Below are 22,950 nucleotides of genomic sequence, written 5' to 3'. Positions count from 1 at the left end.
CGGGAATTCATGTATCAAGCGGGGGCAAAGTGACCTTCTGCTATTCTCAGTGTGGCACATTGCGATGCCGTCAGGAGAGGGTATTCACCTCATCATTTCTCAGCAACAATAAACAGAGCGTGCCAAAAGAGTTCGGACAAGACCTGTTAAGCCCAGACCATGAAGCGTTTTGGTTTCCAGGTAATCCTCCAGCCCCTGAACAGCCCCTAGTTTGCTAAACGCCTTGCAGTTTCAGTCGGCCGTGAGCAGGGCTTGCAGCGGCAGGTCGGTGTAGGTCCGACCCTGCATCGACCAACCAATGGCACGTCGGGAAAACAGATCGATCACCACCGCGAGATACAAGAACCCTTCGTGGTGCGGATATAGGTGGTATCGGTGACCCAGAATTGGTCGGGGGCCGGCACGTGCGCAATTCTCTGATAGAGCCTCTCGTTCGGCTCAGATTTGTGCTTCCAATGCTGTGGAGTATTCTGAATAGCTTGCCACTTTCAGGCCGGTCTGCCAAATGCGCCTATCCTTCGTTTCAACATAAGTATTGCAAATATAGTGAATTTTTCTCAGGGAGGTTCTGAGTTTGTCACGGATGGATCCTTGTGATCGGCTGGGACGATTGGATGTTCCGGGAACACCCATGGTCGATTTTAGCCTGATTGACGTGCCTTTTGCCCAGCCGGGCACTGAACGCAAATAAAGCCTCCGAGGTTTGGCTACCGCGTCGAAGCGGCTTTCTTGCGACGCAATTTGATGCTGCGGGAGCTTTGGTATCTGGGGGCGTGTTCGCTTCTCTTTCAAGGCGAGCATTACGCAGTCGAGAATTCTTGGCGTCACGTTGTTCCGTTTCTTCGTCGACCATTTGCCTAACGATCCGCGTTGTCTTATCCATCGGGGTTTCCCGCTTGGCGTCATAGGCTTTGAACAGAATATTTTTTGTTAGTTTCGTCGACAGTGTCAGAATTGATTTCCTTTGATCCGTTGGCACGGAGGGCAGAATCGTCCTCACCTGCGCATTTTTCAGTGGGTAGTTGCCGTGGCTCGCGCCTAGTTGTTCAGCACGCACTGCCCCTTGGATTTTCGGAAATTCCTGTCGCATTCCCAGCGGTTGCCCGATCTGTCCAGATGCGCGTTTTCAGGAACCTCTATTAGCTCGCATGTCTCGCCAGACGCCAAATATCCGCGTTCGCACGTCCACATGGAGCCATATGAGACGTCTGCCAAGTATGCATTCGCTGGCAGCACGATCTCCTGACATGTGTCATCGACCTTGATATAGCCGCGCAAACAACGCCAACGTTCTCCCGACGGGTCCAAGAACCCACCCTCAGGCACCTCCACTGCAACACATGCAGCTTCATCGGTTCTGCGAAACCCATGCAGACATTCCCATCCGGAACCGTAGGGCCGGTTCGTGTCATATGCGTTTCGCGGCACAATCACAGCGACGCAGGCATTTTCGTCCAACCGGAACCCAATATTGCATTCCCATCCATCGCCGTAACTTTTGGCGCTGGCGTTCTCAGGCATTGGGGGTGCGTCGGTTTGGGCAAACGCTGGCGTAAAAAGCAGTATGACCGCCAAAATCGAACCAACAAATATGGCCGTGATCGTTGGTGTTTGTGCAGGGGCGTAGGTAGCGATTACATGTGGACCGCGAGGCTCTGTGAGTCGTGATTTACGATCCATCTAAAGCAAGTTCCGCAAGACATGCGTCAGCCAGATCCCGGCTCGGAGCATCAGCACCCGGCAATGTGGCCCAGCCTGTTTCCATCATCGCATTGCGCCGCTGAAAGCTGGAAGCTTCTCGAAGCGTTGCCAGTATTTCAACGCGTTCGGCATCAGCTTCTGAAAGGCCTAGACAGACCGGCACCATAGCCGAGGTGACTTGCTCTGCGGCAAAGTTATCAGCCATCTTCTGCGCAACTCCTGAAGTTGTCCAGCCGCCCCAGGTAAAGCCGAGAATAGATACCGAAACTGCACCAACGAAGGCACCGTAAACACTGGGTTTAGTCCATTCGGGAAATGTCATTCTTGATCCTCTGACAGAGAAAGCGCTGCCGCACCGTTTTTGATTACGTCTGTAATTGCACTGGTCTGATCCTGTGCCAGATCCAACTCTTGGTGATCCACTGCGCGCAGCTCTGGTTTTTCTGCGCGCCAATTGATCAATATAAACTCGCTGTCCGTCGGTATGCCGCAATGCTGTAGCTCAGCATGACCTCATTGTGCGCCAACACTTCGTAGTCGCCTTCAGGCAGTTCATCGGAGCATCCCGGGACCACAAACGGATGAAAGAATGTCACATCTGACGAGGTCTTGCGCGATGGCATCGGCAACCTTCCCAAACATCAGATGCCTAATGCAGAAAATATTAGCTACATTTTATTATGGAAAGCCGTGGACCGCTTTCGCAGGTTTTCGCATCTACGCCGCCGAAAAACGAAAATGTCTATTTCTTAGTTAGTCTATTGGCGACAGAAATACAACGTTGGTGACTGTGGTTCCATGTCGCACACCACCCATGCCCAAAAAAGAGCCCAAGTTTGGCAAGCCTCTACCATGCATATCGTTAGACCCTTCTTTAGCACAGTCATTTTAGACGCGCCCAGAAGCAGACCTTCGCCGCGTCATAGAATATTTGTACTATGGGTGCTCACCCGGCAATAGCTGCAGAAGGCACGAACGTCCGCACCATCTGAAATGGATGCCGTGCCTACATTTCCACGCCAGACGCCCGCCGTCATTTGAACGTGCGCCGCACCTGCTCTTGCCAACCTTCCCCCGCCAGAAAGGACAAATCGTACAGGCTGACCGCCGAGGCCTCGCGTCCACAGGTCAGTCGCTTCAGTACCTCCGGCGCCAGATAGGCGAGCCGCAGCTGTCGGCTGACATGGCGTTCCGCCAACCCAACGGCCTCGGCCAGTTCCTGAATGGTGCCGAACTCACCTGCTTCCATGCGCCGACGCCAGCCCCATGCCCGGCCGATGGCTCGCAGGATGTGCGGGTCTTGCGCTTGATCTTGGCTGGGTAGGTAATCGGCGGGCGGCATGATCTTCGGCCGCCCGTTTTTCTTCCGCAGCTTGAGGGGCACGAAAACCTGGATGGTGTCGGGCGCTGCCATTATTCCGCAGCCTCAAGCTGGCGTGGGGTCATCATGTCCCGCATGACGCCTGCAATACCGTCAGTGCGCAGATCAATGACAAGACCTTCGGCGGTAACGGTGACGCGCCGGACCAGCAGCTGGATGATGCGGGCCTGTTCGCCCGGAAATAGCTGTTCCCAGAGCTGGGGGAACTGCTGCAGGGCGTCGATGGCATCCGCCTCAGGGATGTATCTCGCGGTCGAGCGCAGCAATAACCTGCGCCGTGGTCTCCGGCGTGCGCAGGACACGGCGGATTTCCGTGATGACGGCGGCCTCAGCCGTATCGGCTGGCAAACGCCGCGGGATGCCATCCTCGGGCGTTTCGCGGTTTTTCAGAAGGTCCATAGAGACGTAGTAGCGATACCGGCGCGTTCCCTTCTTAGTGCTGGATGGTGTCATTGCTGCGCCGGTGGCAGTGAACAGCAGCCCCTTCAGCAGCGCAGGCGTTTGCGTCCGGCTGTTGTTGGCCCGCTTGCGGGGGCTTTCGCTCATGATGGCATGGACCTGATCCCAGAGGCGCGCGTCGATGATGGCCTCGTGTTCTCCGGGATAGGCCTTGCCCTTGTGCACGGCCTCGCCACGATAGACGCGGTTGTTCAGCAGCCGGTAGAGGTAGCCCTTATCGATCAGCGTGCCTTGTTTGCTGCGGAACCCATCGCTGCGCAGTTCGCGGGCCAGCACGGTGGCAGAGCCGATCTCAACAAAACGCTCGAAAACCATGCGGACCTTGGCGGCTTCCTCTTCGTTCACCACCAGCTTGCGGTCCGACGACATCATAGCCGAGAGGCACATAGCCGCCCATCCACATGCCCTTCATGCGCGAGGCCTTCACCTTGTCGCGGATGCGCTCGGCGGTGACCTCGCGCTCGAACTGGGCGAAGCTGAGCAGGATGTTCAGCGTCAGCCGCCCCATCGAGGTGGTCGTGTTGAAGGACTGCGTCACCGAGACGAAGGTCACGCCGTTGCGGTCAAAGACCTCTACCAGCTTGGAAAAGTCCATCAGCGAGCGCTGACAGACGGTCGATCTTGTAGACAACGACCACGTCGACCAGGCCGTCTTCGATATCGGTCAGCAGTTGTTGCAGGGCAGGGCGCTCTAGTGTGCCGCCTGAGATGCCGCCATCATCATATTGATCGCGCACCAAGCGCCCAGCCCTCGGAGCGCTGGCTGGCAATATAGGCCTCGCAGGCCTCCCGTTGCGCATGCAGGCTGTTGAACTCCTGCTCGAGCCCTTCCTCGCTCGACTTGCGGGTGTAGATGGCGCAGCGCAGGCGGCGGGTGGGTTTTGTTGACACGTCCTTCATGCCTCACCCCGTTTCCGCTCGCGCAGCCCAAAGAAGCGATAGCCGTTCCAGCGCGTGCCCGTGATGGCGCGCGCCACCGCAGACAGCGACTTGTAGCGCCGGCCATCCCATTCAAAGCCTTCCCTGAGAACGGTGACCGTGTGGGCGACGCCATCCCATTCGCGGATGAGCTTGGTGCCCACTACCGGGTTCCGGGGATCAGCAATCTGCGCCTTGCGCGTCAGCGTGCCCTCGACTTCGTCGGCCAGCAGGTCCAGCAGGCGGCGCGTTTGCTTGTCGGGGCCGCCGTAGGTCAACTCCTGGATCCGGTAAGCCAGACGGCCTTCCAGGAACGTTGCGGCTGTTGTTCGGCGCTGGCGCATCGAAGAGCGCCTGCCATTCAGCCTTCAGCTCATTGACAGACATGGCTTTCAAGGCGGCCAAGCGCGCCAGGATGGGTTCGTGTGTCGTCATGCAGATCTCCTGTGAGTTGGAGCTGCAGTACCGCTCTGTTTGCGCGGCAAGTGTAGCGAACGGTCTCCAGTATTCTGGGATAGATCGTCGCGATCGCGGCCCGCGAGGCGCACCACTGCCGTGGCCAGCAGGCCATAGAGCTCGGTGCGGCGCTCATGCGCCGTCATGCGGTCGGGGTGCAGCGGGTTGGGTCGGCGGTTGGGTTTTGGATCGTACATCATGACCCATGGGTGCCCGATTGTACTGCTGTCTGCGACCTTGGAACCGGTCAGCCCATCAATTGCCGGCAGGGTGAACCCCTCAACCCTTGTAACATCTTAAAGGGTTGAGGGGTCTATTTGTTCCCGTTATGTTCGGTGAAGCTCATATGAATCAGGAGGCCGCCGATGTCGCTGCAGACGCTCGATCGTACCCAATGGAGTTATGCAGAGGCGTTGGCCCATGTGCAAAATGTCATGGTCGCCCGGCGCGCGACTGAAGCCGCTAGGCTTCCCAAAAGACTGAGACCACGCATGGCGAATGGCGACCGCCACAAGACCCTCTGGAAAAATGGAAATCTGAGGCGCAAAAAGAGTTGCTCGTGGCGCTGCGGGACGGAGACCTGCTTGCGCAAGGTCGCTTCACCGAGACCCGAACTGGTTGGGCTCAGGGTCTTGAAAGCGGTTTCGGTCTGCATTCTGGATACCACACCAGCATTCGTCCTGAGCAATGGCGAGAGGGGCAGTATTCTCCGTACTATGATCGACTTACGGCACGCGACTGGGAGTTCATCGAGACCCGCATGCCGCGCTTTCTTGTGAAGGCGATCTGGCCGGACTACGTGCCCGAAGTCGCCCGCCCTGCCGATGGTGCGGAGGCGCCACCCTATACGACGCCTTATCTCGAACTGATGCAGGCTGCGATTGCGCATTTCGGGATTTCGTCGGGAACCAGGGCAAGAAGGAATGCCTGATGGACTGGTTTCTTGAGCAGCAGATTGAGGGAGAACCAATGTCAAACAAGCTTGCCGACGCCATGGCCACGCTGGTGCGCCTACCGTCTGCGCAGCGTGGTGGTGCCAAGCGGGTGCTCGGACCGAATCTGCGGCAGAGGGGATGACGCGGTACTGGCGCCGGGCGATTTGGTAGCGAACAAATACAGATGGCCAAGAAAAGCCGTTGACGGTCCCAACGGCTTTTGCCCGCTGAAGTCCCTCAAGCTTGCCGGCGCCGTTACATGGCCGAGCAAAGCAGATCAAGGGGTTGATTCCGCGTTAGATGCAGATCCTCGCCGTCGCTGCGCAACGTCCCTGAACGCTCGAGCAAGAATGGTATCCCGCTTTCCGCGGGGTGCTATTCCATGACATATCCGAGAGCCCGGTAACCTGTTCGTCGCTTCGCCGCCATTCTCGCGAGAACCGGAACCGAACTATCAACATAGTCGACCACCAGCACGTCTTTCTTGTCGTCATGTTGTCGGTGTAATCTACCGACATACTGCGCCAGCGTGCCCTTCAGGCGATCGGCATGGTCAGAAACAGGGTATCGAGACGAGCATCATCGAAGCCCCTCGCCGATGTAGCGACCTGTCGCGAGTATCAGCCGTTCTTCATCATCGGCAACGCTCAACGCCACTTGCGCTACCTTCCGGTCCTTTGCCGACATGGCGCCCCGAAGCACCACGATATTTCTGGCAAACCCTGAGAACCGTTTCTGGAGATAGTCGAGGTGGTCCTTTCGTTCGGTCAAGACAATCGGCGAGCGCTTGGCCTCAAGCGATTTCAGCACGTCATGGAAGATCAGATCATTTCGGGCCTCGTCCTCCGCCAGTGCTGCATAGATTGCAGGCATGGACGGGCGTTCGGCCATGGCGAGCGTGTCCTGTAACCGGAATCTCGTGTGACGTTCCCGCGCCCGGTGGCGAAGGCCACTTTCGGCGGCTTGCGATTTGGCGCTTACCTGATGGCGCACCGGGCCGCATTGCATGAAGATGATCGGATGATGCCCGTCCTTTCGGGCGACGGTTGCCGACAAACCGACAACATAACGCGCTTTCGATCTGCGGGCGACAACCTCAAAGCTCACAGCAGACAGGTGATGGCATTCATCGACGACAATATGGCCATAATCGGCAACGATGTCGTCAACTTCACCCTTGCGAACGAGACTTTGGATCAGCGCCACGTCGATCACACCGGTGGGTCTGCGTTTCCCGCCGCCGATGGTGCCGATCTGCTTGGGATCAATCTGTAGGAACGAGCCAAGCCGTTCAACCCATTGGCTCAGCAATTCCCGGCGGTGAACCAGAACCAGCGTGTTGCGGGTGCGATGCGCGATCAGCGCCGAGGCCACGACCGTCTTGCCGAAGGCGGTGGTGGCTGCCAGCACGCCGGTATCGTGCTTGATCAAGGGCATCGAATGCCCGCGACTGCTGCTGGCGGAGTTCACCGCGGAACCGCACAGTCTCCGGTATTGCGGTGCCTTCCTCACGCAAATCCTCAAGTTCGACCTTCGCTCCGTGATCGGCGAGGAACCCGGCCACCTCGTCAAAGCAGCCACGCGGCAGTGCGATGTGCCGGGGATGCAGCTCGGCGCAGGACACAATGCGCGGCTTTCCAAATGTCGGCAACCGCATCGCTTGTGCGCGGTAAAATTCGGGGTTCTGGAACGCGGCCAGTCGCGCCAGTTGGGCAATCATGGCTGATGGAAGGTCGGACTGGTCAATGTAAATCTGATCCGCGACCGTCACCTTGATTGTCTGCGGGATGGGCACATCCAGTCGGGTCGGTATAGTGCGGCGCGAGGGCGACATTTTCCACGGTTCGTCTGCTTGCTCGTCTTCCACCGGCATGCGGACGCCCAGCACTCGCCCGGAATGCTCTGCCGCTTCGACGAGGTCGGTCACCGCCGCCATCGTCATTCTCGGCAAGGAAGACAAAAAGGCCCACTGATCACCATGTGGCTGCATGTCCGCGTCCACAAAGACGCTGTTGCCAACTTTGCGTGCGGTGTTTTGGAGCGGCAGCGCGATCAGATTTCCGAAGCCGCCAATCGGCATCGTATCCTGGTTCGGAAACAGCCGATCATAGGAGGCGAAGCCGATTTCAGGCCAGTCGCTCCATCGTTTCCGTGATCAGGACGGATCCAAGCTGGCGCGCCAAACGAGCGGAGACCGATTCAGAGAAGAAGATCCAGACATGCCCTCCGTTTCCTGACCTCGACCGTTCCAGCGCTGCGGGCACGCCCTTCCCCCGGCAGGTTTCAAGCAGCGCATTGGCGTCTTCATTCCAGGACGCCTTGTCAAAATCCGCAGCCAGGAACCAGCATGTATCGCCGGGCAGCAAAGGATAGACACCAGCGACAAAATCCCCGCCCCGACCATCGTCGCCGCGCAGGTGTTTTTCTATGACGCTTTCATTCGGCGGGATGAACTTCTGATGGGGGCATTCTCCGCATTTGACCTTCGGCTTGCCGCAGATCCCTTTCACCCATTCGTTGGCGCAGGCGGGCGAATACCCGGAGCGACCAGTCTTTCTGTTTTCCCATCGCACTGGGAACACGTCAGGCCGACCGGCAAACAGCCGTCGGAACAGATCGATCTTGTCGCGCGACGGCGAGGAATTAGTGACAGGGGCGTTCTCGAATGAGGATTGTCTCACTGCCGGCACCTGCTCTGCAGCGAGACGAGCCTCCAGCGCTGCAACGTCGCGCTGAAGCTGCACTCGTTCGACATCCAGATCGGCCAGACGGGCTCGAACCCGCGCCAACTCCGCCTCAATGTCGCTTCTGTCTGCCAACTGCGATTTCCACCCAGAGCTTTCCGTCCGGTCCAGCATAAAGCGCGAAAGCGACAGGCGTAAGCAGGTCAGCCGCTCGTCGATCGGATCGCCGAGCGGAGAGTTCGAGGGGGAGTTCATGGGAGATGTTCTTCTGCGGTTGAGAGCAGAGGCATCATGATTATCCAAAGCGGAAAACCGAAAATGATTCAGCAGAACAACAGCTTGAAACCCAGAACTCCGCATAATGGTGACGCGGCATATTTGGTAGCGAACAAATAGAGATGGCCAAGAAAAGCCGTTGACGGTCCCAACGGCTTTTGCCCGCCGAAGTCCTCAAGCTTGCCGGTGCCGCTACATGGCCGAGCAAAGCAGATCAAGGGGTTGATTCCGGGGTAGATGGACGGTGGCATCTGGGCGATGAACATGATGAGGCCCTGACGCGGGGTGAGGTGGCGAAGCGCGGCTGGGAGAGTGGTGTTGACAAGCACAACACCACTACCTCCGCTGACCTCGGCCTCCGGCGTGGCCGGATACACGACGCCCGCCTGAACCGCAGGTGGTGCTGATATTGGCATCCTGCGTGCTGTGCTTGATGGGCGGCTTGCGCGTGGCGAGGAACCTAAGCCCATGCAATTGCGCCGGATCGTCGTGTGGATCGTGAATCGCTCCGAGTATGGCATCCGAACGCAGCCTGTGAGCGGCCATTGAATACAAGCGCCGGATGAACCTCGTTTCCCCGCAAACGAGGTTGGCACTCGTCTGAGCACTGTTGGCAGTTTAAACACTGCCTATGGCGACCTTGTCGCGGCCGTGTGATGTCCCTGCAAACCGTTGTCGGGCCCAACGGTTTCGGCCAAGGGCGCCTCGCTTAGCATCCTGAAGCTCCAGGCTGCGCTTCCAATGGCGAGGGTGCTTGGCTGGGGGTCCACCCGTTTCGCCACAGGCCTTGAGTGGGTGGAACCGTTCACCCCGTTCGCGCGGATGAGGGGTGACCCCACCTCCGCGCCGCGTGGTCTCGCCAGCCCGAGAATAGGCGGTTCCGGCGTCTGGGGTCCACCCTTTATTCCTCATGATTTCAATGCATTAATTGAAGAGCTCACCCCTCCCGGCGTCGTGGCCAAAATCTGGGCGGACCGGTTTCAACGTCGCGGAGGTGGCCTGCAGGGCGGCAGAACCGAGGGCAACGACGCCCCTCATCCGGTTGTAGAGCCCCGTGTCCGCCCCTCTTCGCCATCTCCTGCGCCATGCTGCCCCGGCCCTCCAGCCGACCGGCGTGCATGCGCCCAGTCCCGCGGGGGCAGCGATGAGAGGGCGGGATTGGCGGGCTTTCGATGCAGAACTGCGCGTACGGGTGCCGGAGCTCGCGGTCGAGCTGTTGGGCAAGCCCACGTTCCGCGCAGGTCAGGAATGGCGCTGGGGCCGCAAGGGCAGCCTCTCGGTGGTCGTCTCCGGTGCGCGTGCCGGCATGTGGTTCGACCACGAGGAAGGTCGAGGCGGTTGGTTCCCGGAGCTGGTCGGTCGCGATCTCGGCATGCGCCGCGAGGATGCCGCCGAATGGGTTGCTGACCGGATTGGCATGGCTACGCGCCACCAGCCTGTGGGCCGCCGCACAGGTCCGTCGGACATGCCGGCGAACGATCCTTGCAAGCCGCAACTGGCACTGCCCGAGGCGCCGCTTGAGCGCAATCCTGTCGACGATGCCGCGCCCGCGCCAAGCCGGGCAGACGAAGCTGCTGCGCGCGCCGCGCGGATCTGGGCGAGCGCGCATCCGGCGCCAGGCGATCATCCATATCTTGCGGCCAAGCAGGTTACACCGCTCGCCCTGCGCCTGGACGCAGGCCACCGGCTTGTCATTCCGCTGCAGGATATCGATGGCTATATCAGTCAACCTGCCGCAGCTTCTGAACTATTTCCTCGGGCTTGTGCCGCTTGTTCGCCATTCCTTGTCCTCCGTCTCCTAAACATAACGGTGGACCAATTCAGATGGGGAGGCTCAGCACAACTGCCGACCTTAACATTCCCTCAACGAGTGTGGCAGACAACGGCAGTTGGGCAGCTACGCGCTGATTTGGTGCATTTTTAACGAAATCAGCCAAGGTTAGTGACTATGCAAAATTTCGATCTGACGGGAAGGAGGCATAGTTAAAATGTTGTAATTCCATAACGTAAATGCTTTGGAATTAGCTTATAACCTGAAGGCCACAGATTCAAATCCAGCCCCCGCAACCAAAATACACAAATGTATCAGACTCTTATGAGCCGCCCTCCGGCGCGGCGTTTGCGTTTCCAAAACCCGTGGAAGCACTGTGGAAGCAAGAGGGCGCGAAGTCCTTGGTATAAAGGCGAAGAGCGCACAGATTTGGTTTGCCACAGACAATGCGCCGGCTTCTTTCAACGCCCGAGTTGCGAATGCTCAATATCAAGGCATCGATCCCTGAAAGCCGCACCAGACCATATTCGCCAAACAGGCCGAAGGCACCGCCCTATGGGAGGCACGGCCCTATGAGCAGAGGGATTATGGAAGGCTGCCCTTATTTCAGATCAGGACCCTAAGGTTCCACTACGGCTGTGGAAACGCCCACTGCCCCAGGCTGTGTAGATTGCTTATCAACCGTGGCATCGATATTCCACAGCAAACCCTCGGCATGACCGCTCCGAAAGTTGCCAAAACGTCCAACCCATGTCGGAGCAGAGGCTGGTCCGCGCTGCTTTAGCTTTTGGCACAAACTCGCATTTTTCAGGCCCGCTACCCCCGCGGCCGGGCCTGCGCCCAGCCCCGATCAAGAAAAGACCAAGGCCTAGCATAGCGATCACGGTTGAGGCGGCCATCACCGAGGGATCGCTGTTCAACGCGAGCGCATCCAGCATCATCTTCGGCAGTGTCCCTGCAGTGGAGCCAGAGAGAAATATCGGCGCGGTCACATCATCAAATGAGATCATGAACGAAAGCGCAGCACCAACCGCGATGCCGGGCAGCATGATGGGCAACATCACCAGATAAAAAGCTCGCCAAAGGCCCGGCGCCAAGCGTGCGCGCGGCGCGTTCCAATTGCAGGTCGCGCCGCCGGATAACGGGCAGCACTGCCAGCACCACCAGCGGAATGGCGAACAGGCCCTGCGCGAGGGACACGCCCAGATGCGTGCCGATCAGCCCCAGTTTTGCAAAAACCGGGTAGAAGGCCATCGCTAGCGACATGTGCGGCACCGCCAGCGGCAAGATGAACAGCACAATCAGCGTGCGCCGCAGGACAGGGTTCTGCGTCAGGGCCATGCCATAAGCGGTCAGCGTGCCCAAAATGGTCGCAATGCAGGTAGCCAATGTGCCGATGATCAAACTGTTGAAGAAGGCGGCGCGCCACAGCCTGTCCGAAGCGATGTTGGCAAACCAACGGTTGGAGAACCCCTGTGGCGGGAAGGCAAGGAACTCTCCCCGCGTTACCGATACGCTGGCGCCCACAAGGATAGGGGCGACCATATAGAGCACAACAAGGCACAGGAACATGCTGGCGATAGTGGCGGTGGCAAGGCGTCCCAGCGGGGTCATTGATCCTCCACCTCGCCAATGCGAGCCAGCGGCACATAGATCGCCGCCCCGACAATGCAGATGATGATAACAGAGATCGAAAGCGCCGACCCGATGCCCCAGCGACCGAGGCCCAGCGTCAGGTCGCGCAGGATCATCACAACTGTCGTTTGCTGCGCGCCGCCCAAGATGGCAGGCACGACAAAGAAGCCCAGCGAAAAATGAAGGTCATCATCACCCCCGCAAGCACACCCGGCATGGTCAGCGGCAGAAAGACGTTGGTGAAGGCGCGCAGCGGCCCGGCACCCAGCGTGCGCGCCGCAGGCACCAGTTGCGGCGGCACCCGCGACATCGACGCCAGCAGCGTCAACACCATGTAGGGCAGCATGACATGCGTCATACCGATCAGCACGCCGCTTTGATTGTAAAGCATCTGGATCGGCTCGCGCCAGTCAAACACCTGCATCAAGGTGCGGTTGACCACCCCACGGTCCCCCAGCAGCACTATCCACGAAAACGCGCGCGGCATAGTGCCCACTGCATAGGGAAAATAGCACCGACCCTAGCACGATCGACCGCCACGGCGGCCGGATGGTGATGAATCGCATAGGCAACCGGATATCCGATCAGAAGGCACAGGAACGTCGTGCCCAGCGAGGAGATCGCGGTGTTAAACATCACACGGCGATAGATCGGTTCGTTCAAGATGAAGGCATAGGGGCTTACGGCGCTCGCTGGCACATCAAGGCTAAGCACCACCAGCCCGGCGATGGGCCAAACGAACAGCACCGCCATGGCAATAAGACCGGGAAGCAGCCAAAATAGGTGCGCCCGTCCCGCGATCATGTCCCGCCCCCGCAGCCGGCACAATAAACCCGTGCGACAGATCAACATTCAGCGGCATCGATGCCCCAACCGCAAAGATCGCCCGCCCCGGCCGGTTGTCGCGTAGCGTCAGTACGAGGCCGCTCGCCGTTACAGGTGGCACTGTAGATCGTCTCGGAACCGTTATAGAGCGCCTGCGTCACCGTAACGGCAATGCGGATGGCACTGGGCGGCCCCTCCCCCTCGGCAACCGTCAGGTGTTCGGGCCGGATCACTGCAAGGGCTGCCGTGCCGGGGGCCGCGTTCAACTCTGGCGATAAGCGTGCGCTGGGCAAGGTGAAGCGACCCCAAGCTGAGCTGGCGGTGCAGTCGTCTTCGGTGCGGGTGTCGATGGTCACTGGCAACAGGTTCGCTTGGCCCAGGAATGTCGCCAGAAACGCCGTCCTTGGTGCGGAATAAAGGCCCGTGGGCGTGCCCACATCCACAATGTCGCCCTGATCCAGCACCGCAATTCGGTCGGACATGGCCAGCGCTTCCGGACTGGTCATGCGTGACGTAGATGATCGTCACCCCCAGCCGCTCATGTAGGGACTTTAACTCGCCTTTGGTCTGTTCGCGCAGGTTCTTGTCCAGCGCTGACAACGGTTCGTCCAAAAGCAGGATCTTAGGGTCGAACACAATGGCCCGCGCGATGGCCACGCGCTGTTGCTGGCCCCCGAAAGTTGCGACGGCTTGCGATCAAGAAATGCCTCAATTCCCACCATCGCCGCCACCCGCGCGATGTGCCGGCACTGCGTGTCTGCGGGCACCCGGCGCATCCGCAGCGGAAATGCGATATTCTGCGCCACGGTCATTGAGGGAAACAGCGCATAGTCCTGAAATACCATCCCTATGTCGCGCTTCTCTGACGGCAGGCGCGTCGCATCTCTGCCACCAAGAAGGATCTGCCCTGATGACGCATTCTCCAGCCCCGCAATCAACTTCAGCAGGGTCGATTTCCCGCTGCCCGATGCCCCCAACAGTGACACGAACTCGCCCGCGCCAATCGTTAGGTTCACTCCGCTCAGGGCGTGGACTTGCCCGTAAAGCTTGCGGAGGTCGGTCACGACGACGGTGGCTCCACGTGCGCCACCGACGGTTTCATTCGCCATTCAAGCGTCCTTACCTTTGCGGAACCGATCCTGATACCAGTTGCGGCTCAAAGAACCCGCCAAGAGTCGTAGCGCTCTTGTAGGCTTTCCTGATTGACAAGGTAATGTGCGCGGTCAAGGTTCACCATCTGGTCAAGGTTGCCCGCTGCGGTCCGGGCACGCTCTTCCTCGGTCATGGCCTCGGCTACTGAGTCGACCACGGGCGTCGTCGGCCATACGTTAACGAAGTTCAAGAGCCGGTCATGCTGGAAGAACTGGTCAAGATAGGCATGCGCCTGCTCACGATACGGCGAGGCCTTTGGCGATACCCACCGAGGGGCTGAAATAGAACCCGCCGTTCCACACCACGTCGATAGCCTCTCCAGCCACCCTCTGCGCGATGAAATCCGAGCTCCAGGACAAGATCATGGCAATCTCGCCCTGATAGAGCTGCTGGCGCGCGGGCTGCGCGGCAGGTATTGTGGAACACCCGCACATGCCGCTTGATCTCGTCAAGCTTGCGGTAGAGCGCGCTCCTCATCAATGGGATAAAGGTCTTCTGGAGCCACGCCGTCAGCCATCAGCGCCGCCTCCAGCACACCCATTACACTGGTGCCCAGCGAGCGGGGGCCGAGGAACGTCTCGACATCCCAGAAATCAGCCCAAGACGTAGGCGTCCTGCTCCATAGGTCGGTGCGGAAACCGATCTGGTAGGTGGTCACATAAGGGCTCACGCCAAATTCCTGCCGCGCACTGGCCCGCGCGTTTGAGGCATGAGGCATCAGGCTGTAGTCCAACGCCTCTGACAAAGCCGAGGGCACCGGCCCGCGCAGGCTCCACCTCATCCGAGAACCAGGCGAGGTCGAAATTCTCAGGATTGTTGTTTTGCATCGCCGTGATGAAACGGCCGTAGTTATGGGGGTGATATCCTCAACCGCGATACCGCTGGTGGCGGTGAACGGGTCCGAGAAGGCCGCGCGCACACCCTCGCCGAACCGCCCACCCCAGGTCAGAAAATTCAGCGGGCGATTTTGAGCAAACGCGGCGCGTGACAAAAGGGCGGGTGCAGCCAAAGGCTTGCCCCCGACAAGTAGCTGACGGCGCGACAGTCCAAGACCTTTAGCGCTACCTTGAAGTTTTAACACGGGCATCTCCTGAGCCGATTTTTCATGGATCCCACGATGCCAAAACGCTTTGCAACTTGATAACGAAACTTTATGATGAATTAATTCGAGAAATATGAACCTACGGGCCTTGTCATCCATGAACCTGACGTTCCTCGAAACATTCCTCGCTGTGCTGGAAACGGGCAACCTCAACAAAGCCGCCGAGCGGCTGGATGTCACGCATTCGACCATCTCCGCGCGGCTGGACGCGCTGGAGTCGGCGCTGGGTCGGCAGTTGCTGGTGCGCGAGCGTCGCGGCGCACGGATGACGCGGGCGGGATTCGAGCTGCGGCCCCATGCAGAACTGGTGGTAAATGGCTGGAAACAGGCGAAGAACGCCATCAATCTCCCTGTGGGATATATGGGTCTGTTCAGCTTTGCCTGCGAATTTGACCTGTGGCATGCGGCGGGCAGAACTGGCTATATTCAGCCCGTGCGGCGCATCCCGGCATCGCCTATGAGGGCGCCCCGGCCGCCGGGCCGAGTTGATCGCATGGCTAGGCACCGGCATAACCGATGCGGCCCTGACGCTAGAGCCTGTGTCTGCGCCTGGTCTGGACCTGCGGGAATTGGCGCAGGAGCGGATCGTCTGTGTGTCGCTGATCCCGCGCCATGTGAATAAATGGGACCCGGATTACATCTTTGTCGATCTGGGGGCGGAATTCCGCCGCCAGCACGCCCTCGCCTACCCTGAGGCTAAGACAGCCAGCATCACCTTTTCTACCAGCGCCTGGGCGCTGGAGCATCTGATCGAACATGGCGGTTCGGCCTATTTGCCCGAACCCTTAGTCACGCAACACTTAAGGTCAGGTGCCCTACATATGGTGCATAGAGCGCCGGTTTTTCACCGTACACTCTATCTTGTGTGGCGTGAGGCAACTGCGGCGGTATTCCCTTGGGTGCGCGAGGAAATCCCCCCGCCCATCTGACCCTCCCGCCTCAGGGCCAGCCGCTGACGGCCTTCACCTCCAGAAACTCCTCCAACCCCCAGCGCCCGCCCTCGCGCCCGTTGCCAGAGTGCTTCATGCCACCAAAGGGGCTGCCCGGGGCGCGGACAGCCCCGTTTAGCACCACAACACCGCAGCGCAGGCCTCGGGCGATGCGCTTGGCGCGGGCGGGGTCCGCAGTCTGAACATATCCGGCAAGGCCGAAATCCGGTGTCATTGGCGAGGCGGATAGCCTCCTCCTCGGTGTCGAAGGGTATGATGGTCAGGACCGGCCCAAAAATCTCCTCGCGCGCGATCCGCATGTTTGGGGTGACATCGGCAAAGACAGTGGGGCGGGCAAAATACCGCGCTCTTTCCCTTCGGGCCTCCCAAGGCCCCCTGCGACCAGCCGCGCGCCTCTTGGATCCCGGCACTGATAAAACCCTGCACGGTCTCATACTGGCGCGCAGAGGCGAGGGAGGCCCAGATGCCAGGCCGGGTGCCGCGGGATCGCCAACAGGTGTGGCCTCTGCCGTCTGCGTGGCTATGCTCCACGGCCACATGATAGGCCGACCGCTCCACCAGCATCCGCGCAGGCGCATTGCAGGACTGGCCAGAATTGTTGAAACACTGGCTGGCACCACGTGCGACCGAGCTCTCGATGCCGCTGTCGGCAAAGATGATATTCGGCCCCTTGCCGCCCAGCTCAAGCACCACCCGCTTGAACGTCGGAGCTGCCGCAATAGAAACCGCCGCCCCGCGCGCCCCGATCCAGTGAGCGAGATCATCTGCACATCACGGTGCCGCGCCATTGCCTCGCCCACATCGGCATTGCCATGGATCAGGTTAAACACGCCGGGCGGAAAGCCTGCCTCGTCGATCATCTGCGTGAAGAGGGTGGCTGACAGCGGGGCCTGTTCCGATGGCTTCAAGATTGAAGTGCAGCCCGCCGCCAGCGCCGCTGCCACCTTTTGGGCGATCTGGTTCATCGGCCAGTTCCAAGGGGTGATGAGGGCGCAGATGCCGATGGGTTCATGGAGGATACGGTCATGCTGCGTATCGAGGCGCAGGAAATGCTCGAAGCTATAGCTGCGCAACAGGCTCGCAAGGTGCGGATATGCGCAAGCCCGATCTTCACTTGATTGCCCGAAGCCAGCGTGATTGGTGCGCCCATCTCTTTCCGAGATTAGCGCGGCCATCTCTTCCGAGCGGCGCTCATAGATGCCAACGAGCCGGTCGAGCAGGTCCGCCCGTTCGGCAGGTGGCGTGGCAGCCCAGCTGGAAAAGGCGCGGTTGGCCGCAGCTACTGCGCGGTCCACATCCGCGGCGTTGCCCATAGCGACAGTGCCACAAGGCTCTTCGGTTGCCGGGTTGATAAGCGGTAGCGTGCGCGGAGACAGCGGCTCCACCCAAGCCCCGCCGATGTAAAACCGTGTGGCCAGATGCATGTGGGGCTCCTGTGTGACGTCATTGAAAATCATTTGCAGCCCATCCCGCGCAGGGGATCAGGCCGAGGATCAGTCACGTCCTGCCCGTCCTTGAACACCGCCCGGATACCACCCTCGCGAGCGCAAGACAAAGATATCCTCTAACGGGTTACCGTTCACCAGCACCATCGGCCACATGGCCCGGCGCGATCATGCCCGTGACCTCAGGCCGCGCGAGGGCTGCCGCCGCCATGCACCGTTGCCGTCTCAAGCGCCTGCTGCCGGGTCATCCGCATCTCGACATAGATCTCAACTCGCGCGCATGCTGGCCAAAGGGGCACAGGTTTCCGAGGATCTGTGCCCATGGCGATCTGCACCCCGGCTTCAAACGCCTTGCGAATGTTGGCCACCTTGATTTCGCGCACGGCCTTCATCTTTTCGATCCGTCTGTACGCGCCCGCTGCGCGCCGCCGTACAGATCACCGTATCCGAGATTGAGAGTGTGGGCACCAAGGAACGTGCCCTGATCCAGCATGATCTGGATGCAGGCGTCATCGAGGAAGGACCCATGCTCAATCGTGTCCACACCCGCCTCAAGCGCCCGGCGAATGCCCTCGGTCGCATGGGCATGGGCGGCAACCTTCATGTCGCAGTCATGCGCCTCGGCCACTATTACCTTCATTTCTTCAACCGTGTAATTCGGCCAGTGCGCCTTGTCTCCAGCCGATAACAGGCCCGCACTCGCCGTGAACTTGATGAAATCGCCACCCAGCTTCCGATGGGTGCGCACCACGCACGGCGGCATTCGTCGATGCCATCAGCCACGTCGAGCGGCTGGCGCGGCCGGGTGTTGGGATAGAACAGATCGCCGCGCCGGCAGTCGGTGAGATCACCCAAGGTGCCACGCTCAGCCGCGGGCCCGGCAGCAGGCCACGGCGGATGAAGGCGGCAAGCTCAACATCGCCGCTATCGCGGTGCCCCATCACCCGCAGGGTTGTGAAGCCTGCGGCCAGAGCCCGCCAGCCGTTGCGAAGGCCGGTGCAGCAGCTTTCCGTGCCGGGCACCAGCGCGCGATAGGTGGCGTTATCCACTGTCTGTGTCAGGGTCAGGTGGTGGTCAAATGCGCGTGGATATCAGACAGGCCGGGGATCGCGGTAGCCCCTGCGCCGTCAATCACCGTGCAGCCCCCTTCGGGCGGGGGCGATGTTGGCTGACGCCTCGGCAATTCGGCCAGCTCACCATCAGGATCGACACACCGCGCGCTGCACCTCCGGCCCCTGCCCGGGTTAAGATTTACATTCCGCCGTCCAACGTGGCAGTCATGCGGCGGCCTTGAAATGTGGCATCGCATATTCGGCGATACGGTGGATCGTCTCCTAGCGTCTCTTCATGCGAGGAACCGAGTTGAGCACCAAGCCTCTAAGCCACATCCACCCGCATCTCGGCAAAGGACCCCCATCCCCTGTCCACCATCTCTCGGAGGCTGAACACTACAAAAGGGACGTGTTCTTTGCCAGGTCATCAGACACTCTGACTGCGCGGCAGGGACCGGGGACCATCCCCTTTCTCAATCAGGCTGGGGCCCGCTATACATGTTATCGAGCCGCCCATAATGCTCCTGCGCCTGCGCGAGTTTGGCATGCCGGTGCGCATCGGAGGTGGTGATGAACCGCCGCGCGCGAGGCTTGGGAGGATCAGGTCTTTTCCGGCTTTGCGCCCATCTCGGGTTTGGCGCGATGGAAGGCGCATCCACCTGCGCGCGGGGAAACTGGTCCAGCCAGTCACCGGTCTAAGGGGGTTTGAGTGTCAGAATGTTTGTAGCGCTTCCTTGGTGGAGTGATAGATGCCTTCAGGATTGATCACTGCCATCATCATGCGCGGCCCACCGCTGCGGGCGGGTCGTGGCATCACCGTGAGTGGCGCAAACTTGTAATAGGTACCGTCCCATGACACCTCGTCGCGTGTCAACAAGGCCTGCAACACATCCAGCGATTCCCTCGAACCGCGCGCGGGTCTCGGCTGTGGCAACACCCAGTCGCTCCATCTGCATGAGGCATAGCCGCCCCGTCCTACGCCCAGCACCAGCCGCCCCTCTGTAAAGATGTCTGCTGCGATCACCTCGCCCGCATAGATACGCATGTCGTGGATGGGCAGCACCGCAACGCAGGTCACAATGTCGATGTGTTTCGTCTGGGACGCGATCTTGACCGCCGTCATCAACGGCGCAGGGTTCAATCAGGGTTTAGCAGATGATGCTCCGACACCGAGACGGACCGAAACCCGGGTTGGTCGGCCAGAACTGACTGTTCGAGGAGATCCCTTGAAGAACGAGCACCGCCATAGGCGTGGCCCGGATAGTTCATAGAGAAATGCAGGTTAAAATCCATGGTCGGTTCACTCTGTCTGCGGAAAAAGGGTGGGTGATGGGATGGGGCTGCGCGTTTGTGGAACCATGCGCAGACCGCGATAGCCGCCATCGTGATAGGTAAGCGGTGGCAGCGACCGGTGGCCGATGGCTGCAACCGCACCGAAAGGATGGCATGGCTTTCCTGCCGCTCGCTGCGCACTATCCGGCAGGCAAGGCTGAGCGTATCAGCGATGGCGGGGGCAAGGCCCCCTGCTCGATCAAAGTGATCCCGGCAAAGCGATCCTCGTGCAGGCCGTCGAACTCACCCGCAAAAGTGCGCGCGATTAGGTCGGCGTCTTCCGGCAGCATCATTAATGTGAATACCCCGTTCGCCTGCACTGCCTCGGCGATGCGGCTACCGTCGCGCAGGCAAACAAGCACCGTGGGGGGCGGCGGAAACGGAACAAAAGGCCGTAACGGTCGCACCGTAGCGGCCGGCAGGGCCTGCGGTTGCTGACCACCGCGACCGACCCTGCCACTTGGCGCATCGCCGCAAGATAGCTATCGCGCGTGGACGCATGAAACGGGGGCGCCTGCTGCGTCCACTGTGGGGCAAGTTGTATCTGCGGCCGGACAGGCCCTGGTTGAAGCGGATGCATCGACACGTTTTGGGCTCCAGTCTCTTTCGAGACGACAATGCCTCGAACCATGGGCAGATCATGGCAGTACTATTTGGAGTTGATAAAACGAAACTTCATGAAGTTTAAGTTCGAGAAAATTGGTGATGCGCGCCTCTCTTCACCATGCGACGACCCTTTTCGGCCCCTCGCTCCATGCTCTAGACGCCTGCACCAAAGGCGCCAAGCGCAATCAGGATGCCTTCTGCGGGCCGCAGCGGGACTGTGTTTTTGATCATGGGCTTTGGCGAAAATGCCAAATGCCGATGGCGATACTGAAAGTAGTAATGTGCCTATCTGCGCGCGCGGAAAACGGTATCGTAGGCTCGAGTTAAGACACAAGCCGCCTGATCACCTCCTACAGCCAGTAACACCCTCCACACTGCCCATAGCGAACAACAACGTGCCGTGATCTACTTCAACACAACCGTAACCAACCAATAGGTGAGGGATGTAGTTGAATCGACCCGAATGCCTTTTCAAAGATTGGGGAATAGTTCAATCTGAAATTCTCTAGTCTTCAAGGGCTAAATGATCGAGGTGTCATGAAACCGATAAACCCCAACTTTTCACCTCCACAAGATGCACATGCGCGCCGCGCCCTTAAACCCACTATTTGCTATCCGGCGGATACGCTCCATCGCCCGGACATAATAGCCCTAATGCAGCGCGTTTAGGTGCGCGGAAGATTAATGAGATGCTGGTGCCACCACGCGATGCGCGATGCATCGCTGCCCCTGCAGGCAGTTTTCGCATAACCTGCACTGAAGGCTCACAGGTTGGTGACCTAAATCTTTGGAATGCTGCTGATTTGCAGGGAACATTTTTCTCAGGGTAAAACACAGTGCCCTGCATGGGACACACCTGTCTACTGGTGATCGTTTCAGTGGTCCCGCCTACCAAGTTTCCGACCGATAGCGACAATTGTTGCGGACACACTCGATTGGTACGGATTCGATGAGTTTGGTGGCTCTGTTCATGATGTTATCGGAACACGTTGCGACCCCTATACCGGTCGGCTTCTCGGCGGAGTTGATTATCATTACTGCTGCCATTCAAATCTTACACGCGCGCTTGCTGATTTTGCCGGACTACCGCTTCGCCAAGCCGAGCCCTCGTCCATGATGTACCTTAATGTTTTCATGTTGCACGGGGTTCACCGCAGATACGCATCAGTATTTCATGAAGGCCAGTCCGGTGCGCCCCGGTGACTACATCGAGTTTGTTGCGGAGATTGATTTGATCGTTGGGCTATCTGCCTGCCCAGGCGGCGATTGCGGCGATGAACATTCCTCCGATAAAGCAAGTTGCTTCCCGCTGCTGGTTGAGGTTTTTCAAAATCCAGATTTTGAGCATAACGTGCCGCCGATAAGCAGCTATGATCAGAACCATGGTAGATGACTGGCCTTCCCATGAACTTAAAGCTGCTAAAAAAACAAAAAGAGTTCCGCTATGTTCTACCTATGAGGTGTAAGCCCGCGCAAACGTTCCGAGCGACGCCCTAAGCAGTTCTAGGGTGATAAGAAGCAGGATGGATATCACAACAAGAACAGTTGCCGCAGCTAAAATCGTGGGGCTTATTTGCTCACGCGAGGCCGGTAAACATCTGCCAAGGCAGTGTTTTTCTCACCCAGCGCACCCAAGAAAATCACAACGACTACCTCGTCAAAAGACGTAATAAATGCAAAGAGACCGCCCGCAACGACGCCAGGCAAAATCAAAGGCATTTGAACGGAGAAGAAGGTACGTAGTGGGCCAGCCCCAAGGCTTGCCGCTGCACGCGTGATGAGCGTGCGATCAAAACCGACAAGGGTGGCTGTGACGGTAATGATTACAAAGGAGTCCCAAGTGCAGCATGGGCCAAAACGACCCCCAATAAGTGCCTTGTAGTCCAATTCGGGAGTAGAAGAAATACATTCCCGCAGCCGATATCACCAAAGGAACGATCATGGGCGAAATCAACATAGCCATAATTGCGCCTTTGAATGGTACATGCGACTGCGACAATCCGATGGCTGCGAGCGTTCCAAGCGAGACAGCAATAATCATTGCGACAGGCGCAATCGACAGCGAGTTTATGAGCGGAAGCCGCCAGTCTGGGTTGTTGAAGAAATCATCATAATGCTTGAGAGAGAGCCAGCCGGATCAAGGCGTAACATCTCGGGGGTGAAGGTAAAGAAGTCCTGTGCGTTGAACGAAAGTGGGATGATGATGATGATCGGCGCAACCAGGAAGAAGAAGATCGTCGCGCAGAAGACACTGGAAAGCGATGTGCCAA

General features: G+C 59.1%; 31 protein-coding genes and 8 pseudogenes. 6 read left to right on the top strand and 33 right to left on the bottom strand.

What is annotated here, in order from left to right:
- Nucleotides 1–237: 237 nt before the first annotated feature.
- The 11 genes and pseudogenes from KG698_RS04780 to KG698_RS04750 all read right to left on the bottom strand — a co-directional run.
- A pseudogene (locus KG698_RS04780) lies at nucleotides 238–398 on the bottom strand (DDE-type integrase/transposase/recombinase); the annotation flags it as partial.
- 179 nt (nucleotides 399–577) lie between these two features.
- Nucleotides 578–1,090, bottom strand: coding sequence for a hypothetical protein (locus KG698_RS04775; protein WP_213684429.1), 513 nt, complete (start codon nucleotides 1,088–1,090; stop codon nucleotides 578–580).
- A gap of 579 nt (nucleotides 1,091–1,669) precedes the next feature.
- Nucleotides 1,670–2,023 carry a hypothetical protein gene (locus tag KG698_RS04770; RefSeq protein ID WP_213684428.1) on the bottom strand — a complete coding sequence of 118 codons (354 nt, stop codon included), beginning with the start codon at nucleotides 2,021–2,023 and terminating at the stop codon, nucleotides 1,670–1,672.
- Nucleotides 2,020–2,163, bottom strand: coding sequence for a hypothetical protein (locus KG698_RS04765; RefSeq protein ID WP_213684427.1), 144 nt, complete (start codon nucleotides 2,161–2,163; stop codon nucleotides 2,020–2,022). The genes KG698_RS04770 and KG698_RS04765 overlap by 4 nt, the downstream gene beginning before the upstream one ends.
- A gap of 571 nt (nucleotides 2,164–2,734) precedes the next feature.
- Complete coding sequence (locus KG698_RS04760) at nucleotides 2,735–3,115, bottom strand: hypothetical protein (RefSeq protein ID WP_213684426.1); 381 nt, start codon at nucleotides 3,113–3,115, stop codon at nucleotides 2,735–2,737.
- Entirely contained in the window at nucleotides 3,115–3,348 is a 234-nt protein-coding gene (locus KG698_RS15805; protein ID WP_367114038.1) for a hypothetical protein, read from the bottom strand. The genes KG698_RS04760 and KG698_RS15805 overlap by 1 nt, the downstream gene beginning before the upstream one ends.
- The gene (locus tag KG698_RS15800) at nucleotides 3,317–3,910 is read right to left on the bottom strand and encodes a recombinase family protein (protein ID WP_367114037.1); all 594 of its coding nucleotides are present in this window, start codon (nucleotides 3,908–3,910) and stop codon (nucleotides 3,317–3,319) included. Before KG698_RS15800 ends, KG698_RS15805 begins: the two co-directional genes overlap by 32 nt.
- Complete coding sequence (locus KG698_RS15795; protein ID WP_367114036.1) at nucleotides 3,834–4,136, bottom strand: recombinase family protein; 303 nt, start codon at nucleotides 4,134–4,136, stop codon at nucleotides 3,834–3,836. Before KG698_RS15795 ends, KG698_RS15800 begins: the two co-directional genes overlap by 77 nt.
- Nucleotides 4,105–4,278 (bottom strand): recombinase family protein, encoded by a 174-nt coding sequence (locus KG698_RS15790; RefSeq protein ID WP_367114035.1) that lies wholly within the window; start codon nucleotides 4,276–4,278, stop codon nucleotides 4,105–4,107. The genes KG698_RS15795 and KG698_RS15790 overlap by 32 nt, the downstream gene beginning before the upstream one ends.
- Nucleotides 4,262–4,441, bottom strand: coding sequence for a hypothetical protein (locus tag KG698_RS15785; protein ID WP_367114034.1), 180 nt, complete (start codon nucleotides 4,439–4,441; stop codon nucleotides 4,262–4,264). The genes KG698_RS15790 and KG698_RS15785 overlap by 17 nt, the downstream gene beginning before the upstream one ends.
- A pseudogene (locus tag KG698_RS04750) lies at nucleotides 4,438–4,894 on the bottom strand (DUF2924 domain-containing protein). The gene KG698_RS15785 and the pseudogene KG698_RS04750 overlap by 4 nt, the downstream one beginning before the upstream one ends.
- Nucleotides 4,895–5,468: 574 nt before the next feature.
- Between KG698_RS04750 and KG698_RS04745 the strand changes: the two are divergent.
- Together KG698_RS04745 and KG698_RS04740 are read left to right on the top strand one after the other, a co-directional pair.
- Nucleotides 5,469–5,846 carry a hypothetical protein gene (locus KG698_RS04745; protein WP_213684425.1) on the top strand — a complete coding sequence of 126 codons (378 nt, stop codon included), beginning with the start codon at nucleotides 5,469–5,471 and terminating at the stop codon, nucleotides 5,844–5,846.
- Nucleotides 5,846–5,992, top strand: a complete 147-nt coding sequence (locus KG698_RS04740; protein ID WP_213684424.1) for a hypothetical protein — start codon at nucleotides 5,846–5,848, stop codon at nucleotides 5,990–5,992. The genes KG698_RS04745 and KG698_RS04740 overlap by 1 nt, the downstream gene beginning before the upstream one ends.
- Before the next feature lie 437 nt (nucleotides 5,993–6,429).
- Here the strand turns inward: KG698_RS04740 and KG698_RS04735 are convergent, their stop codons facing one another.
- The 4 genes from KG698_RS04735 to KG698_RS04725 all read right to left on the bottom strand — a co-directional run bounded on the left by KG698_RS04735 (nucleotide 6,430) and on the right by KG698_RS04725 (nucleotide 9,187).
- The gene (locus KG698_RS04735) at nucleotides 6,430–7,224 is read right to left on the bottom strand and encodes a DEAD/DEAH box helicase (RefSeq protein WP_367114049.1); all 795 of its coding nucleotides are present in this window, start codon (nucleotides 7,222–7,224) and stop codon (nucleotides 6,430–6,432) included.
- A complete protein-coding gene (locus KG698_RS15490; protein ID WP_300982914.1) occupies nucleotides 7,142–7,930 on the bottom strand; it encodes a hypothetical protein in 789 nt (262 codons plus the stop codon). Before KG698_RS15490 ends, KG698_RS04735 begins: the two co-directional genes overlap by 83 nt.
- Before the next feature lie 46 nt (nucleotides 7,931–7,976).
- Nucleotides 7,977–8,789, bottom strand: a complete 813-nt coding sequence (locus tag KG698_RS04730) for a hypothetical protein (RefSeq protein ID WP_213684422.1) — start codon at nucleotides 8,787–8,789, stop codon at nucleotides 7,977–7,979.
- Nucleotides 8,790–8,857: 68 nt separating this feature from the next.
- Nucleotides 8,858–9,187, bottom strand: coding sequence for a hypothetical protein (locus KG698_RS04725; RefSeq protein WP_213684421.1), 330 nt, complete (start codon nucleotides 9,185–9,187; stop codon nucleotides 8,858–8,860).
- 767 nt (nucleotides 9,188–9,954) lie between these two features.
- Between KG698_RS04725 and KG698_RS04720 the strand changes: the two genes are divergently transcribed.
- On the top strand, nucleotides 9,955–10,734 hold the full coding sequence (locus tag KG698_RS04720) for a hypothetical protein (protein WP_213684420.1): 780 nt from the start codon (nucleotides 9,955–9,957) through the stop codon (nucleotides 10,732–10,734).
- 843 nt (nucleotides 10,735–11,577) lie between these two features.
- On the opposite strand, the gene KG698_RS04715 is transcribed toward KG698_RS04720, so the two are convergent.
- From KG698_RS04715 to KG698_RS04675, 9 genes and pseudogenes are all read right to left on the bottom strand, one after another.
- A complete protein-coding gene (locus tag KG698_RS04715) occupies nucleotides 11,578–12,195 on the bottom strand; it encodes an ABC transporter permease (RefSeq protein ID WP_213684419.1) in 618 nt (205 codons plus the stop codon).
- Nucleotides 12,192–12,332, bottom strand: coding sequence for a hypothetical protein (locus tag KG698_RS04710; RefSeq protein WP_213684418.1), 141 nt, complete (start codon nucleotides 12,330–12,332; stop codon nucleotides 12,192–12,194). The genes KG698_RS04715 and KG698_RS04710 overlap by 4 nt, the downstream gene beginning before the upstream one ends.
- A complete protein-coding gene (locus KG698_RS04705; RefSeq protein WP_213684417.1) occupies nucleotides 12,332–12,658 on the bottom strand; it encodes an ABC transporter permease subunit in 327 nt (108 codons plus the stop codon). Before KG698_RS04705 ends, KG698_RS04710 begins: the two co-directional genes overlap by 1 nt.
- 20 nt (nucleotides 12,659–12,678) lie before the next feature.
- Complete coding sequence (locus KG698_RS04700) at nucleotides 12,679–13,020, bottom strand: hypothetical protein (RefSeq protein WP_213684416.1); 342 nt, start codon at nucleotides 13,018–13,020, stop codon at nucleotides 12,679–12,681.
- Between the two features lie 41 nt (nucleotides 13,021–13,061).
- Nucleotides 13,062–13,547 (bottom strand): TOBE domain-containing protein, encoded by a 486-nt coding sequence (locus KG698_RS04695; protein WP_213684415.1) that lies wholly within the window; start codon nucleotides 13,545–13,547, stop codon nucleotides 13,062–13,064.
- Nucleotides 13,548–13,698: 151 nt separating this feature from the next.
- Nucleotides 13,699–14,150 (bottom strand): annotated as a pseudogene (locus KG698_RS04690) (ABC transporter ATP-binding protein); the annotation flags it as partial.
- 47 nt (nucleotides 14,151–14,197) lie between these two features.
- On the bottom strand, nucleotides 14,198–14,350 hold the full coding sequence (locus KG698_RS04685) for a hypothetical protein (protein ID WP_213684413.1): 153 nt from the start codon (nucleotides 14,348–14,350) through the stop codon (nucleotides 14,198–14,200).
- A 79-nt stretch (nucleotides 14,351–14,429) separates the two neighbouring features.
- Nucleotides 14,430–14,627 (bottom strand): hypothetical protein, encoded by a 198-nt coding sequence (locus KG698_RS04680; protein ID WP_213684412.1) that lies wholly within the window; start codon nucleotides 14,625–14,627, stop codon nucleotides 14,430–14,432.
- 14 nt (nucleotides 14,628–14,641) lie between these two features.
- On the bottom strand, nucleotides 14,642–15,394 hold the full coding sequence (locus KG698_RS04675) for a hypothetical protein (protein WP_213684411.1): 753 nt from the start codon (nucleotides 15,392–15,394) through the stop codon (nucleotides 14,642–14,644).
- Here KG698_RS04675 and KG698_RS15780 point away from each other — a divergent pair.
- Together KG698_RS15780 and KG698_RS04665 are read left to right on the top strand one after the other, a co-directional pair.
- Nucleotides 15,369–15,515, top strand: a pseudogene (locus KG698_RS15780) (LysR family transcriptional regulator); the annotation flags it as partial. The gene KG698_RS04675 and the pseudogene KG698_RS15780 overlap by 26 nt on opposite strands.
- Before the next feature lie 265 nt (nucleotides 15,516–15,780).
- A complete protein-coding gene (locus tag KG698_RS04665) occupies nucleotides 15,781–16,224 on the top strand; it encodes a LysR substrate-binding domain-containing protein (RefSeq protein ID WP_213684410.1) in 444 nt (147 codons plus the stop codon).
- Between the two features lie 10 nt (nucleotides 16,225–16,234).
- Here KG698_RS04665 and KG698_RS15485 read toward each other — a convergent pair whose 3' ends face one another.
- The 8 genes and pseudogenes from KG698_RS15485 to KG698_RS15480 form a co-directional block, all read right to left on the bottom strand.
- Nucleotides 16,235–16,459 carry an aldehyde dehydrogenase family protein gene (locus KG698_RS15485; protein ID WP_300982912.1) on the bottom strand — a complete coding sequence of 75 codons (225 nt, stop codon included), beginning with the start codon at nucleotides 16,457–16,459 and terminating at the stop codon, nucleotides 16,235–16,237.
- A 52-nt stretch (nucleotides 16,460–16,511) separates the two neighbouring features.
- Nucleotides 16,512–16,784 (bottom strand): annotated as a pseudogene (locus KG698_RS15775) (aldehyde dehydrogenase family protein); the annotation flags it as partial.
- A gap of 37 nt (nucleotides 16,785–16,821) precedes the next feature.
- Nucleotides 16,822–17,669 (bottom strand): annotated as a pseudogene (locus KG698_RS04660) (aldehyde dehydrogenase family protein); the annotation flags it as partial.
- A gap of 203 nt (nucleotides 17,670–17,872) precedes the next feature.
- Nucleotides 17,873–18,082 carry a hypothetical protein gene (locus KG698_RS04655; protein WP_213684409.1) on the bottom strand — a complete coding sequence of 70 codons (210 nt, stop codon included), beginning with the start codon at nucleotides 18,080–18,082 and terminating at the stop codon, nucleotides 17,873–17,875.
- Complete coding sequence (locus KG698_RS04650) at nucleotides 18,079–18,453, bottom strand: amidohydrolase family protein (RefSeq protein ID WP_300982911.1); 375 nt, start codon at nucleotides 18,451–18,453, stop codon at nucleotides 18,079–18,081. The genes KG698_RS04655 and KG698_RS04650 overlap by 4 nt, the downstream gene beginning before the upstream one ends.
- On the bottom strand, nucleotides 18,335–18,739 hold the full coding sequence (locus KG698_RS04645) for a hypothetical protein (protein ID WP_213684681.1): 405 nt from the start codon (nucleotides 18,737–18,739) through the stop codon (nucleotides 18,335–18,337). The genes KG698_RS04650 and KG698_RS04645 overlap by 119 nt, the downstream gene beginning before the upstream one ends.
- A gap of 715 nt (nucleotides 18,740–19,454) precedes the next feature.
- The gene (locus KG698_RS04640; RefSeq protein ID WP_213684407.1) at nucleotides 19,455–19,865 is read right to left on the bottom strand and encodes an LLM class flavin-dependent oxidoreductase; all 411 of its coding nucleotides are present in this window, start codon (nucleotides 19,863–19,865) and stop codon (nucleotides 19,455–19,457) included.
- Nucleotides 19,866–20,214: 349 nt separating this feature from the next.
- On the bottom strand, nucleotides 20,215–20,436 hold the full coding sequence (locus tag KG698_RS15480; RefSeq protein ID WP_367114033.1) for a flavin reductase: 222 nt from the start codon (nucleotides 20,434–20,436) through the stop codon (nucleotides 20,215–20,217).
- A 781-nt stretch (nucleotides 20,437–21,217) separates the two neighbouring features.
- On the opposite strand from KG698_RS15480, the pseudogene KG698_RS04630 reads away from it, so the two are divergent.
- Nucleotides 21,218–22,073 (top strand): annotated as a pseudogene (locus tag KG698_RS04630) (urea carboxylase-associated family protein).
- A 56-nt stretch (nucleotides 22,074–22,129) separates the two neighbouring features.
- Here KG698_RS04630 and KG698_RS04625 read toward each other — a convergent pair.
- Nucleotides 22,130–22,915 (bottom strand): annotated as a pseudogene (locus tag KG698_RS04625) (ABC transporter permease); the annotation flags it as partial.
- Nucleotides 22,916–22,950 lie beyond the last annotated feature (35 nt).

The organism is Roseicyclus sp. (genome assembly GCF_018402035.1).
In the GTDB taxonomy this organism is placed as follows: Bacteria; Pseudomonadota; Alphaproteobacteria; order Rhodobacterales; family Rhodobacteraceae; genus Roseicyclus.
Note: the sequence above shows the minus strand (reverse complement) of the source record. Positions and strands in the feature narration are given on the sequence as shown.

Excerpts from the sequence above, each read along its gene's own strand:
- KG698_RS04775 (WP_213684429.1), bottom strand. The coding sequence starts at position 1,090 with ATGCGACAGGAATTTCCGAAAATCCAAGGGGCAGTGCGTGCTGAACAA.
- KG698_RS04770 (WP_213684428.1), bottom strand. The coding sequence starts at position 2,023 with ATGACATTTCCCGAATGGACTAAACCCAGTGTTTACGGTGCCTTCGTT.
- KG698_RS04760 (WP_213684426.1), bottom strand. The coding sequence starts at position 3,115 with ATGGCAGCGCCCGACACCATCCAGGTTTTCGTGCCCCTCAAGCTGCGG.
- KG698_RS15800 (WP_367114037.1), bottom strand. The coding sequence starts at position 3,910 with ATGTCGTCGGACCGCAAGCTGGTGGTGAACGAAGAGGAAGCCGCCAAG.
- KG698_RS15795 (WP_367114036.1), bottom strand. The coding sequence starts at position 4,136 with ATGGACTTTTCCAAGCTGGTAGAGGTCTTTGACCGCAACGGCGTGACC.
- KG698_RS15785 (WP_367114034.1), bottom strand. The coding sequence starts at position 4,441 with ATGAAGGACGTGTCAACAAAACCCACCCGCCGCCTGCGCTGCGCCATC.
- KG698_RS04740 (WP_213684424.1), top strand. The coding sequence starts at position 5,846 with ATGGACTGGTTTCTTGAGCAGCAGATTGAGGGAGAACCAATGTCAAAC.
- KG698_RS15490 (WP_300982914.1), bottom strand. The coding sequence starts at position 7,930 with ATGCCGATTGGCGGCTTCGGAAATCTGATCGCGCTGCCGCTCCAAAAC.
- KG698_RS04730 (WP_213684422.1), bottom strand. The coding sequence starts at position 8,789 with ATGAACTCCCCCTCGAACTCTCCGCTCGGCGATCCGATCGACGAGCGG.
- KG698_RS04720 (WP_213684420.1), top strand. The coding sequence starts at position 9,955 with ATGAGAGGGCGGGATTGGCGGGCTTTCGATGCAGAACTGCGCGTACGG.
- KG698_RS04715 (WP_213684419.1), bottom strand. The coding sequence starts at position 12,195 with ATGACCCCGCTGGGACGCCTTGCCACCGCCACTATCGCCAGCATGTTC.
- KG698_RS04710 (WP_213684418.1), bottom strand. The coding sequence starts at position 12,332 with ATGATCCTGCGCGACCTGACGCTGGGCCTCGGTCGCTGGGGCATCGGG.
- KG698_RS04700 (WP_213684416.1), bottom strand. The coding sequence starts at position 13,020 with ATGATCGCGGGACGGGCGCACCTATTTTGGCTGCTTCCCGGTCTTATT.
- KG698_RS04695 (WP_213684415.1), bottom strand. The coding sequence starts at position 13,547 with ATGACCAGTCCGGAAGCGCTGGCCATGTCCGACCGAATTGCGGTGCTG.
- KG698_RS04680 (WP_213684412.1), bottom strand. The coding sequence starts at position 14,627 with ATGTGCGGGTGTTCCACAATACCTGCCGCGCAGCCCGCGCGCCAGCAG.
- KG698_RS04675 (WP_213684411.1), bottom strand. The coding sequence starts at position 15,394 with ATGGATGACAAGGCCCGTAGGTTCATATTTCTCGAATTAATTCATCAT.
- KG698_RS15485 (WP_300982912.1), bottom strand. The coding sequence starts at position 16,459 with ATGACACCGGATTTCGGCCTTGCCGGATATGTTCAGACTGCGGACCCC.
- KG698_RS04655 (WP_213684409.1), bottom strand. The coding sequence starts at position 18,082 with ATGAAGGCCGTGCGCGAAATCAAGGTGGCCAACATTCGCAAGGCGTTT.
- KG698_RS04650 (WP_300982911.1), bottom strand. The coding sequence starts at position 18,453 with ATGCCGCCGTGCGTGGTGCGCACCCATCGGAAGCTGGGTGGCGATTTC.
- KG698_RS04640 (WP_213684407.1), bottom strand. The coding sequence starts at position 19,865 with ATGACGGCGGTCAAGATCGCGTCCCAGACGAAACACATCGACATTGTG.